This window comes from Acinetobacter sp. HZNU-JH01 (assembly GCF_037996845.1).
In the GTDB taxonomy this organism is placed as follows: Bacteria; Pseudomonadota; Gammaproteobacteria; order Pseudomonadales; family Moraxellaceae; genus Acinetobacter; species Acinetobacter haemolyticus.
Window position 1 is genome coordinate 2,778,792 of sequence record NZ_JBBMZX010000001.1, and the last position, 12,517, is coordinate 2,791,308.

12 protein-coding genes are annotated in these 12,517 nt (G+C 40.5%); 4 read left to right on the top strand and 8 right to left on the bottom strand.

Going from position 1 to position 12,517, the window contains the following annotated elements:
- Positions 1 to 68: 68 nt before the first annotated feature.
- The 6 genes from AAC851_RS13155 to carA form a co-directional block, all read right to left on the bottom strand.
- The gene (locus tag AAC851_RS13155; protein WP_004640302.1) at positions 69 to 506 is read right to left on the bottom strand and encodes a universal stress protein; all 438 of its coding nucleotides are present in this window, start codon (positions 504 to 506) and stop codon (positions 69 to 71) included.
- 225 nt (positions 507 to 731) lie between these two features.
- The gene (locus tag AAC851_RS13160) at positions 732 to 1,358 is read right to left on the bottom strand and encodes a CatB-related O-acetyltransferase (protein ID WP_340600939.1); all 627 of its coding nucleotides are present in this window, start codon (positions 1,356 to 1,358) and stop codon (positions 732 to 734) included.
- A gap of 62 nt (positions 1,359 to 1,420) precedes the next feature.
- Complete coding sequence (locus AAC851_RS13165) at positions 1,421 to 1,636, bottom strand: hypothetical protein (RefSeq protein WP_004640299.1); 216 nt, start codon at positions 1,634 to 1,636, stop codon at positions 1,421 to 1,423.
- A gap of 100 nt (positions 1,637 to 1,736) precedes the next feature.
- Positions 1,737 to 2,213 carry a transcription elongation factor GreA gene (greA, locus tag AAC851_RS13170; RefSeq protein ID WP_004640296.1) on the bottom strand — a complete coding sequence of 159 codons (477 nt, stop codon included), beginning with the start codon at positions 2,211 to 2,213 and terminating at the stop codon, positions 1,737 to 1,739.
- Between the two features lie 92 nt (positions 2,214 to 2,305).
- A complete protein-coding gene (carB, locus tag AAC851_RS13175) occupies positions 2,306 to 5,539 on the bottom strand; it encodes a carbamoyl-phosphate synthase large subunit (RefSeq protein WP_125502876.1) in 3,234 nt (1,077 codons plus the stop codon).
- 14 nt (positions 5,540 to 5,553) lie between these two features.
- A complete protein-coding gene (carA, locus tag AAC851_RS13180) occupies positions 5,554 to 6,693 on the bottom strand; it encodes a glutamine-hydrolyzing carbamoyl-phosphate synthase small subunit (RefSeq protein WP_125502874.1) in 1,140 nt (379 codons plus the stop codon).
- 360 nt (positions 6,694 to 7,053) lie between these two features.
- On the opposite strand from carA, the gene AAC851_RS13185 reads away from it, so the two are divergent.
- Positions 7,054 to 7,596, top strand: a complete 543-nt coding sequence (locus AAC851_RS13185; protein ID WP_004640291.1) for a hypothetical protein — start codon at positions 7,054 to 7,056, stop codon at positions 7,594 to 7,596.
- 53 nt (positions 7,597 to 7,649) lie between these two features.
- Here AAC851_RS13185 and AAC851_RS13190 read toward each other — a convergent pair whose 3' ends face one another.
- A complete protein-coding gene (locus AAC851_RS13190) occupies positions 7,650 to 8,186 on the bottom strand; it encodes a DOMON-like domain-containing protein (protein ID WP_125502872.1) in 537 nt (178 codons plus the stop codon).
- 5 nt (positions 8,187 to 8,191) lie between these two features.
- Positions 8,192 to 8,518 (bottom strand): ribosome assembly RNA-binding protein YhbY, encoded by a 327-nt coding sequence (gene yhbY, locus AAC851_RS13195; protein ID WP_004640287.1) that lies wholly within the window; start codon positions 8,516 to 8,518, stop codon positions 8,192 to 8,194.
- Between the two features lie 264 nt (positions 8,519 to 8,782).
- Here yhbY and rlmE point away from each other — a divergent pair, with 264 nt between their 5' ends.
- From rlmE to folP, 3 genes are all read left to right on the top strand, one after another.
- Positions 8,783 to 9,433, top strand: a complete 651-nt coding sequence (gene rlmE / locus AAC851_RS13200; RefSeq protein ID WP_004640284.1) for a 23S rRNA (uridine(2552)-2'-O)-methyltransferase RlmE — start codon at positions 8,783 to 8,785, stop codon at positions 9,431 to 9,433.
- A gap of 137 nt (positions 9,434 to 9,570) precedes the next feature.
- Entirely contained in the window at positions 9,571 to 11,466 is a 1,896-nt protein-coding gene (gene ftsH, locus AAC851_RS13205; protein WP_004640283.1) for an ATP-dependent zinc metalloprotease FtsH, read from the top strand.
- A 133-nt stretch (positions 11,467 to 11,599) separates the two neighbouring features.
- Complete coding sequence (gene folP, locus AAC851_RS13210; RefSeq protein WP_340600940.1) at positions 11,600 to 12,451, top strand: dihydropteroate synthase; 852 nt, start codon at positions 11,600 to 11,602, stop codon at positions 12,449 to 12,451.
- The last annotated feature ends 66 nt before the right edge of the window (positions 12,452 to 12,517 follow it).

Consider the following 12,517-nt stretch of genomic DNA (forward strand, 5'->3'; position numbering starts at 1 on the left):
TTTATTGGAATAAAAAGCATGGTAGTTACCATGCTTTTGAGTTATTAATCGCTAAACTTAAAAAGTAATTAACGAACTATAAGCACGGGGAGTTGGCTTTCTGCCAAAACTTTCTGTGCAACGCTTCCTAGAACAAATTGTTTAAATCCTGTACGACCATGAGAGCCCATAATAATTAAATCACTTCCAAGATTTTGTGCAGCTTTAATGATTTCTTGGTGTACTGAAAGGCCCTCAAGTGTTTGAGATGCAACACTCAAACCTAAATTTTCAAACTTTTGTTCTGCTTTGTCTAGATTGTCCTGTACATAGCCTTTCACACGCTCAATAAGTTCATTGCTTTGTCCAAAGCGGATATAAGTATCAGCTAAGTAAGGATCTAGAGTGACCACCCCAACTACCGTGATTTGACTGTCTAAAGCTTTTGCTAGTTGAGCTGCTTCACGAATGACTTTATCCGCAGTTTCTGAGTCATCGATAGCGACTAAGATTTTTTGATAGCTCATATTTGTTACTCCTTGTTTTTACGATGTTCTATTGAATTGGCTTATAAAAATTTTGTTTAAAATATTATCTTATTTCCATATTAAACTTATTTTTTATGAAATAAAACCTAGTAAATTTATAGGGATAGTGTTTATTTCGTGTTATAGGCGAAATAATCTTTACGACTAAAAATAAATGAATTTTCTTCAAAAAATAGAGTTTTGTTTATCAGTGACTTACATAAGTTAAAATGAATTTTTTTCAAAAAAATCTAACAGTGAATCAATATTATTGGTTTGCAATTGCTCACGCATTTTTAAAATTTGTTTTTCATCTCGCTCATAGAGTTTAAGTGAAAGGAGTTTTTCAATTTCAGTTTCTGTGAAACGAGATTTGATTACTTTGGCTGGAACACCACCGACAATGGTGTAGGGAGGGACGTTTTGAGTGACAATGGCACCTGTTGCAACTATAGCACCTTCACCCAATTTAACCCCTTGCATGATCATGGCTCGGCTACCAATCCAACAACCATCTGCAATTACAGTATCGCCCGCAGGTAGAAAGCTACGTGTATCAAAAGGGAAGGTTGAGATCCAGTCTGGACGGTGTAACTGATTGCCACCCATCATAATCACGCATTCAGCACCAAAACAGACAAAATTGCCGATATGAAGTTGATCAATTGGCTTTTCAACTGTAGAGGCTTTGTCATGTAAGTAACGCACTACACAGCGTTCAAAGCCTTGATCCCAGTAAGCAGAATAATAGGAATAATTGCCTTTGATATGGATATTGGGGTTTTTCACTGTTTTAGAAATAAACTCGAACTCACACCAGTGTTTAACAGGAGAGTTGATTAATGGATCCATGACTGAGATAAAATATTAAATGAAAGCTTGGATCATTATAGCTTTTAAAGTAGGAGAGAATGCTAATTGGAGAAAAATTTCCATAGCCAACTAAACAGACGTTGAATTTGATTGGGAAATACAAAACCGAGAACAGCACAGAGCAAGGCTGTATTTACAATAATAAGTATAGAACTGGTAGCGGGATTAACGTGAAATGCCCATGTGATGGCAACACCAATACCAAGAATAACTCCTGCAAAGGTGTAGATCAATGCACTTATCAGCCGATCTTGCATTGCTATCTCTCATTTTTATTCTATTTATAAACAAGATGCCTGAAACAAAAGAACTCTTCAACCAATGAAGAGTTCTTTTGTGAATGAGTCTATCGCTGGATTAGAGATATTCCACGCTCACGATTTCATATTCAACCTCACCTTGTGGTGTTTGAATTTTGGCTTCATCGCCTTCGCTTTTCCCTAATAAACCGCGAGCGATTGGTGAGTTCACTGAGATTTTATTGATTTTAAAATCTGCTTCGTCATCACCGACGATTTTATAGGTTTTACGTTCTTCGGTATCAAGATTTTCAATTGTTACCGTGACGCCGAATACAACACGACCATTTTTCTCAAGATCTTTAACATCGATTACTTGGCAAGCACCGAGTTTGCCTTCGATATCTTGAATACGGCCTTCGCAAAAACCTTGTTGCTCACGAGCTGCATGATATTCAGCATTTTCTTTGAGGTCACCATGCTCACGTGCCTCAGCAATAGCCTGCGTAATACGTGGGCGATCGACTGTTTTTAGCTGTTGTAATTCTTTCTCTAAGGCAACCTTGCCTTCGGGAGTCATAGGATAACGTTGCATTCTGGTCCCCTCTAAATTGGTTGGGAAAATACAGGATTAAAAAAAGAAAAAGCCCGCCACCGATAAGGTGACGGGACTTTATCGGTAGAGAATTAACCTACAGTTTGTAAATCTTGCAAGCGGTATACATCCATTGGCAATTTCACAGCAAATGCTTGGCAAACTGCTTCTGCACCGTTGATGGTCGTGGTGTAATACACTTTGCCTTGGAGAGCAGCACGACGAATCATAGCCGAATCATATTGAGCTTGTTTGCCTTCAGTTGTGTTGACAATAAGATGAATTTCACCATTTTTCAAGCGGTCAACAATATGTGGGCGACCTTCTGTGACTTTGTTCACAGCTTCGCATTCCAAACCAGCTTCTTGCAGAACTTGGTAGGTACCATTAGTTGCTACAAGCTTGAAACCATAAGCAATTAGCTGCTGAGCGATGTTCGCAATATATTTCTTATCTGACTCACGAACAGATAAGAATGCATATTTCACTTCGCCCTCAGTTGGCAAACCTGGTAAGCGTTCATTTGAACCAAGCACAGCTTTGTAGAATGCTTCGCCAAAAGTTTCACCTACACCCATGACTTCGCCTGTAGATTTCATCTCAGGTCCAAGCATTGGGTCAACACCTTGGAATTTAGCAAACGGGAATACCGCTTCTTTTACCGCAAAGTGAGTCGGGATGATCTCTTTAGTGAATCCTTGAGATTCCAAAGATTGACCAGCCATACAACGGGCAGCAACTTTCGCTAAAGATTCACCGATACACTTAGATACGAAAGGAACCGTACGTGATGCACGTGGATTCACTTCAAGTACATAAATGTCGTTACCTTTCACTGCAAACTGAACGTTCATCAAACCAACAACGCCAAGTTCTTTCGCCATCGCAACAGTTTGACGACGCATTTCATCCTGAACTTCTTGTGAAAGAGAGTAAGGAGGAATTGAACATGCTGAGTCACCTGAGTGAATACCAGCTTGTTCAATGTGTTGCATGATACCGCCAATCACAACATCTTTACCGTCAGATACGCAGTCTACATCAACTTCAGTTGCATCATCGAGGAAACGGTCTAGCAGAACAGGCGCTTCATTAGACGCTTGTACTGCTTCACGAAGATAACGTTTTAGTTCTTCTTCGTTATATACGATTTCCATCGCGCGACCACCTAATACATAAGATGGACGAACAACAAGTGGATAACCAACTTTAGCAGCTTCTGAGATACCTTCTTCAGCAGATTTTACAATGCTGTTGTTTGGTTGACGAAGTTGTAGACGTTGAATCATTTGTTGGAAACGTTCACGGTCTTCTGCACGGTCAATCGCATCAGGAGATGTACCGATGATTGGCGTACCTGCTTCTTCTAAAGCTCGTGCCAATTTCAAAGGAGTTTGACCGCCGTACTGTACGATTACGCCTTTCGGTTTTTCGGTACGTACGATCTCCAGTACATCTTCAAGTGTTACTGGTTCGAAGTATAAACGGTCAGATGTATCATAATCTGTAGAAACTGTTTCAGGGTTACAGTTTACCATGATGGTTTCGTAACCGTCTTCACGCATTGCGAGGGCAGCGTGTACACAGCAGTAGTCAAACTCGATTCCTTGACCGATACGGTTCGGACCACCACCGATGACCATGATTTTGTCACGGCTTGATGGATTTGCTTCACATTCTTCATCATAAGTTGAATACATGTATGCTGTGCCAGATTCGAATTCGGCAGCACAGGTATCAACACGTTTATAAACTGGATATACACCCAAGTTCCAACGTTGTTTACGGAATTGCTTTTGTGAAATACCCATTAAGTCAGCAATACGAAGGTCAGATAAACCTTTACGTTTGAATGAACGGATATTGTCAGCGTTTAAATCACCAAAACCTAAAGTTTTTACTTGAGCTTCAGTTTTAACGATATCTTCAATTTGGATCAAGAACCAACGGTCAATCTTCGTTGCTTCAAACACTTCATCTAATGAGAAACCATGACGGAATGCATCCGCTACGTACCAGATACGCTCAGGGCCTGGAACTTTAAGCTCTTTTAAGATGACGTCTTTCGCATTTGCTGTACCAACTTCGATTTTTTCATCAAAGCCACTAACACCAACTTCAAGACCACGAAGTGCTTTTTGAACAGATTCTTGGAAGTTACGACCAATCGCCATCACTTCGCCCACAGATTTCATCTGAGTTGTTAATACAGGCTCAGCTTGTGGGAATTTTTCAAAGTTAAAGCGTGGAATTTTGGTGACAACATAGTCAATTGCTGGTTCAAAGCTTGCTGGAGTTACACCACCAGTGATGTCGTTTTTCAACTCATCAAGGGTATAACCAACCGCAAGTTTAGCAGCGATTTTTGCAATTGGGAAACCTGTCGCCTTAGAGGCAAGTGCAGATGAACGAGAAACTCGCGGGTTCATCTCGATCACAACCATACGACCGTCTTTCGGGTTAATACCGAATTGAACGTTCGAACCACCTGTTTCTACACCAATCTCACGAAGAACCGCAACAGAGGCATTACGCATCAATTGATATTCTTTGTCAGTCAAAGTCTGAGCAGGGGCAACTGTGATTGAGTCACCTGTATGTACGCCCATCGGGTCAAAGTTTTCAATTGCACATACGATAATACAGTTGTCGTTTTTGTCACGAACAACTTCCATTTCGTATTCTTTCCAACCAATTAATGATTCATCAATCAATAATTGTTTGGTCGGCGAAAGGTCAAAACCGCGCTCACAGATTTCGATAAATTCTTCTTTGTTATACGCAATACCGCCACCAGAACCACCCATTGTAAACGATGGGCGAATGATGACAGGGAAGCCAAAACGTGACTGAATTTCTAATGCATGTTCCATGCTTTCAGCAACATCCGCACGTGGACATTCTAAGCCGATTTTACGCATTGCAATGTCAAACAGTTTACGGTCTTCAGCTTTTTCAATTGCTTCTTTTGATGCACCGATTAATTCAACATTATATTTTTCAAGAACGCCATGTTCATCTAAGGCAAGGGCACAGTTCAATGCAGTTTGTCCGCCCATCGTTGGAAGAACTGCATCTGGACGTTCTTTTTCAATGATTTGTGCAACAGTTTGCCAAGTAATTGGCTCAATATAGGTTGCATCCGCCATTGAAGGATCAGTCATAATGGTTGCTGGGTTAGAGTTTACCAAAATAACGCGATAGCCTTCTTCGCGTAATGCTTTACAAGCTTGCGCACCTGAATAGTCAAACTCACAGGCTTGACCAATGACAATAGGACCAGCACCAATAATTAAGATGCTTTTAATATCCGTACGTTTAGGCATTATTCGCTCCTTAATTACTTCTTAGCTGCTTCGATAAGTTCGATAAAATGATCGAACAACGGCGCGCAATCATGTGGACCAGGACTCGCTTCAGGGTGACCTTGGAAGCTGAATGCTGGTTTGTCAGTGCGATGAATACCTTGGTTTGTACCATCAAACAATGAACGATGCGTTACTTTTAAGTTTGAAGGTAAGGTGCTTTCATCAACTGCAAAGCCATGGTTTTGAGAAGTAATCATCACTGTACCATTCTCAAGATTTTGTACAGGATGGTTGGCGCCATGATGTCCATGATTCATTTTCATGGTTTTTGCACCAGAAGCCAGCGCTAAAATTTGGTGACCTAAACAAATACCGAATACAGGTAATGTCGTGGTTTCAACAATGGTTTTAACCGCTTCAATGGCGTAGTCACATGCTGCTGGATCACCAGGACCATTAGACAAGAACACACCATCTGGATTTAACGCAAGTACATTTTCAGCAGGTGTCTGAGCAGGAACGACGGTGAGTTTGCAACCACGGTCTGCGAGCATACGTAAGATGTTGGTTTTGACACCATAATCGTATGCAACAACATGATATTTAAGTTCTGGTTGGGTGAAACCTTGACCTAGAGTCCAAGAACCTTCAGTCCATTCAAAACCTGCTGGATCACAACATTCTTTTGCAAGATCTAAACCGTTTAAACCGCCGAATGCACGTGCTTTTGCAATAGCTTCTTCTTCTGTAATATTTTCGCCAGCAAGGATACAACCATTTTGCGCGCCTTTGTCACGCAAAATTCGAGTGAGTTTACGTGTGTCAATATCTGCAATTGCAACAACATTGTGTTGCTCTAGATATTCACTTAATGATTGTTCAGAACGGAAGTTGCTATGCAATAAAGGAAGATCGCGGATAATCAGACCATTCGCCCATACTTTATGGATGCGACCTGATTCAACGTCTTCACTATTACAGCCAGTATTTCCAATATGAGGATAAGTCAACGTCACAAGCTGCTGTGCGTAACTTGGGTCAGTCAAAATTTCTTGATAACCAGTCATGGCAGTGTTAAAAACGACTTCACCAGTCGTACTACCCGATGCACCGATAGACGTTCCTTTAAAGATCGTTCCATCTGCGAGGGCTAAAATGGCGGGGGTGCTCAAACCAAAGCTCCTGAACTAAGACCACAAAAATAGGGCTGTAAAAAAGCGAGTAGACATAAAAAAAGGCAGGCTGTCTTTCAAAAACATGCCCCTCCTTCCAGTCTGCTCGCTTGTAACTTAACAGCGCATTATACGCATGAGTAAGTCAGAAGTCTATGTGTTTTAATTATTAAATAGAGAAATGTTCGCTCTCCAATAACGTTGTAAGCGGATAAAGGTCTATTGCTAAATCTGTCATTTTGATGACGGTCTGGTGAGATATTATGCAAATTGTCTAACAATTTTTTGGTGATTCTTACTTAAAGCGATTTATCTTATATCTAGCCAAAAAATCAACAATCAATATAGAGGGGAATCAAAATGGCTGAAAATCAAACTGCGACAACTGTTGAAGAAGTTAAAGAAACCGTTGCTGCTAAAACGGCTAAAGCAAAAGAAACTGTGACTGAGAAAACTGCAGAAGTCAAAGAAGCTGTTGCCGTGAAAGCGACCAAAGCGAAAGAAGTGATTGCAGAAACTCAGGAACAAGCGAAAGAAGTGATTGCAGAGACTCAAGAGCAAGTGAAAGAAGTGATTGCAGAAACTCAAGAAAAGATTGAGACAGAAGCAAAAGAGTTGAATCAAAATATTCAAAACCAACTTGCGCAAATTAAACAAGATCTTCTAGAACGCATTGAAGTGATCAAAACCCAACTTAACTCATCTCAAGGTAACTTGCTTGAGTTAAAAAATGCGCTTAAAACTGAGTTAAATGCTTTAATTGAAGATTTAACGAAAGTAAGTAAAGAATTGAAAGATGACATTAGCCAGATTTCTGTGAAGCATAAAGAAACTCTAGTGGGCAGTTTGAAGCGCACTAAAGAACAAGCAGTTGAAGCTTGGAATAAAGTTCGTGCTAGCTAATTAATAGAGCAGAGTGATAAAAAAAAGCGAGAATTTTTCTCGCTTTTTTTTATTTAAAATTGATGCAACCAATCACGTTTGTTATGAAAGTCAGCGTGAGGGCTACTATGTTGCATTGCAAAATAATGCATACCTTGAGTGGTATTGAGCACCGCTGTAAGACCGATATAGAGATCAGACCATTTGAGTTTATGCTGTCGCATAAACTGAGACAGATCTAGACTGATATTCAAACCATAATGTGTGCGCTGTAAATGATTTAGCTCAATATCATAGGCAGCGATAGGTGGCATATCTTCTGGAAAGCGATATTCTTCAAATTGATAAACTTGCCAAGCCTGAGAAGGGGAAAGATTAATTTCTCTATAGAAATCTTCATCTTTCACACCCACAAAAATTTCAAAACATGTTTTTTCCCACAAAAAGTCATGGCGTGGGTGCGCAGTAACTTGATCTGGGTAAATTAAAAATTGATTTGGGTCACGAACCCAAAAACCAACATTCAATGTTGCTGGCGTTTGTTGCTCAATCGCTCCAACCACCGTAATGGCACTAAAGCGATCAAATGCTGACAGTTCATAACTTGCCATAATGATTACTTATTACTTAAATGAGCAAAACGAACTAAGTTTGAAAGGTGTTGGTTTTGTTTCGCTGCTTTTTTATAAAGCAAAACGATTTTACCGATTTTCTGAACAGCTTCAGCGCCTGTTGCTTCAACAATTGCATCAATGACGGCCGCGCGCGCATCACGATCTTCGCCAGCAATTTTAACTTTAATCAACTCATGGTCATTCAGTGCACGTTGAGCTTCCTCAATGACGCTTTCAGTAAGACCTTGACCGCCAATCATAACCACAGGGTTAAGTGCATGACCAATTTGACGTAAACGTTTACGTTCATGGATAGATAAAGCCGCCATTAAAAATACCTGATTCGAAAAACGACCTAGTATAACAAAACTTAGGTGTGCTTGCGGAATTTTAATTGATGCTTTGTTACCATGTAAAATGCGAAGGTGTTTTGTTTTAAATGTGTTTGAATACCCGAATTGGTGTTGATTTCATCGATCATGATAATCAGAAAAATCTACAAAAGATCGTATTATCCATGAGTGTTTGTACTGTATTCAGCCCAAATTTAACGTACAATGACCAATCAGAAGTTTTTTGAAATTTAGTGAGTTATGGCAATACGCATTACCAACCAAAAATTGTCGAAAAGCAGTCGTGCATGGATGAGAGAGCACTTAGATGATCCTTTTGTAAAAAAAGCACAAAAGGAAGGTTATCGTGCACGTGCAGCGTACAAGCTGCTTGAAATCCAAGAAAAATATAAAATGATTAAGCCGGGAATGACGGTCGTTGACTTAGGTGCAGCACCCGGAAGTTGGTCTCAAATTGCAGGTAAACTGGTCGGATCAAATGGTCTTGTAATTGCATCTGATATCCTAGAAATGGATGCACTTCCAGATGTCACTTTTTTACAAGGTGATTTTCGAGAAGAAGAAGTTTTCGAAAAATTGTTAAATATTTTAAATGGACGTCAAGTAGACGTTGTAATTTCGGATATGGCCCCCAATACATCAGGTAATAGGGCTGTTGATCAACCACGTCAAATTTATTTGTGTGAATTGGCTTTGGACTTTGCTCAAAAAGTGCTTGGACCGAATGGACAGTTTGTGGTTAAAGTGTTCCAAGGTTCTGGCTTTGATGAGTTTAGAAAGCAAGTGGTCGATAGTTTTGATGTGTTAAAGACAGCAAAACCTGCGGCATCCCGTGCTCGATCAAAAGAGGTTTTTTTGATTGGTCAAGGCCGCAAGAAAGCGTTGCGATAAAAAGTATACTTGCCAAGTTGCTAAAAATTGTGCATTTTGTACCTTTTAAGTTTTTTGTAACGCAAATCCATTGCTGTTTTTGTGAAGGTCAGCCAAGATTAGGTATGATCAAATTAGATTGATATGGGAATAAAGCCTTGAGCGATTACTTCAAGAATGCCGTATTGTGGCTCGTCATACTCGGTGTTCTGATTTTGATTTTTAGCAACGTCAGTGACCGAAATAAGCCTGCGGCGATGAAATATTCTGATTTCGTTGCGGCGGTGAATGCTGGACAAATTAAACAAGTTACAATTGATGGTTTAAATATCAGTGGTGAGAAAACAGATAACTCTTCATTCGAGACTGTTCGTCCACAAGTAGAAGACACTCAGTTGCTACCAAGCTTGAATAAGCACAATGTCGTAGTTGAAGGTATTGCACCACAACGCCAAGGCATTTTGATGCAACTTCTCATTGCAAGTTTCCCTATTTTATTAATTATTCTGTTGTTCATGTTCTTTATGCGCAATATGGGTGGGGGAGCCGGTGGTAAAAATGGTCCGATGAGTTTTGGTAAATCAAAAGCGAAGATGCTCTCTGAAGACCAAATCAAAGTGACCTTTACTGATGTTGCAGGCTGCGATGAAGCCAAACAAGAAGTGGTTGAAATCGTAGACTTCTTAAAAGACCCTTCTAAGTTTAAGCGTCTTGGTGCAACGATTCCGCGTGGCGTGTTAATGGTTGGTCCACCAGGTACTGGTAAAACCTTATTGGCCAAAGCAATTGCTGGTGAAGCTAAAGTTCCTTTCTTTAGTATCTCAGGTTCAGACTTTGTTGAAATGTTCGTTGGTGTAGGTGCTTCGCGTGTTCGTGATATGTTTGAACAAGCTAAGCGCAATGCGCCGTGTATCATCTTCATCGATGAGATTGATGCTGTTGGTCGTCACCGTGGTTCAGGTACAGGTGGTGGTCATGATGAGCGTGAGCAAACCTTAAACCAAATGCTTGTTGAAATGGACGGTTTTGAAGGCAATGAAGGCGTGATCGTGATTGCAGCAACCAACCGTGTTGATGTATTAGACAAAGCTTTACTTCGCCCAGGACGTTTTGACCGTCAAGTGATGGTTGGATTGCCAGACATTCGTGGTCGTGAGCAAATCCTCAACGTGCACTTGAAAAAGTTACCTTCAGTCACTGGTGTGGACGTTAAGATTCTTGCACGAGGTACACCCGGGTTTTCTGGTGCACAATTGGCAAACTTAGTGAATGAAGCTGCATTATTTGCTGCTCGCCGTAATAAAAACACGGTCGATATGCATGATTTTGAAGATGCAAAAGACAAGATCTACATGGGACCTGAGCGTAAATCGATGGTGATTCGTGAAGAAGAGCGTCGAGCGACAGCTTATCATGAAGCAGGGCATGCGATTGTTGCTGAGATTTTACCGGGTACTGATCCTGTGCATAAAGTAACGATTATGCCACGTGGTTGGGCACTGGGTGTCACTTGGCAGCTTCCTGAACAGGATCAAACCAGCCACTATAAAGACAAGATGTTAAATGAACTATCTATCTTGTTTGGTGGACGTATTGCTGAAGAAATTTTCATTAATCAAATGTCAACTGGTGCATCAAATGACTTTGAGCGTGCGACAAAAATGGCACGAGCAATGGTCACTAAGTACGGTATGTCTGATGCGCTTGGTGTCATGGTTTATGAAGATGAGAATCACAATGGCTTCTTTGGTAACGTTGGTAGTCGTACTATTTCTGAAGCAACTCAACAGAAAGTGGACGAAGAGGTTCGTCGTATTCTTGATCAGCAATACAAAGTTGCACGTGATATCTTAGAAAACAACCAAGAAATTGCACATGCGATGGTAAAAGCGTTGATGGAATGGGAAACTATTGATCGTGACCAAATCCGTGACATCATGGAAGGTCGTGAACCACAACCACCAAAAGTCTATGTCGCTGAAAATCCTGTGGCTGATTTTGAACCACCGAAAGATGGTCCATCTACACCACCACCATTGCCAGCGATGAGCTAATGTAGCGATCCAATATAAGAGCGACTTCGGTCGCTCTTTTTTTGTTTAACTTTTCGATGAAGCTGAAAATAAATCAACTCTGAGTGGGTGGCTGTCTTGCTAAGATAGTCTGATTAAAATGTGGAGAGTTTTGATGCAGTTAATGCCATTACCACAATCTCAATTAAGCTGTGGACGTTTTACTTTAGATTTATCCCAGCCACAGATTATGGGTATTTTGAATGTTACACCTGATTCATTTAGTGATGGTGGATTGCATTATCAAAAAGACCAAGCGATTCAACGTGCTATACAAATGATGGAAGATGGTGCAGGTATCATCGATATTGGAGGAGAGTCAACACGTCCAAATGCATCCCCTGTTGCAGTCGAAGAGGAAATTCGCCGTGTAATACCTGTTGTTGAGGCACTATCTCAATATAAAGTGATCATGTCGATTGATACCAGTCAGCCCGAAGTCATAAAGGCCGCTGTCCAAGTAGGTGCCCACATCTGGAATGATGTTCGTGCCTTAACACGCCCTCATGCATTGGAAACGGCCGCTGAACTTAATATTCCTGTGATATTGATGCATATGCGCGGTGAACCAACCAATATGAACCAATTAGATCAATATCATGATGTAACTGAAGATGTGATGCTTGAGTTACAACAACGACTTGATCAAGCCTTAGCAGTTGGAATAAGAAAAGAAAATATTATTATTGATCCAGGTTTTGGTTTTGCTAAAAATGCCCAACAGAACTTTCAACTGTTGAATGAGTTTTGGAAGCTTAATCAAATGGGCTATCCCATCTTATCTGGACTATCTCGTAAACGTTTTATTGGTGAGGCATTAAATGGTGTGCCTGCACCAGAACGTGCGGTAGGAAGCGTGATGGGACATATGTTGAGTATTCAACAGGGTGCAAGTATTGTTCGGGCACATGATGTCAAAGCGACCAGTGATGCAGTGAAAGTGTGGAATACAATGCGCTTAGCCTAAATAATAGTAGAGAAATGATGAAGATAAAGATACATTCGAATACGATGTATCTTTATTTTTTTGCAT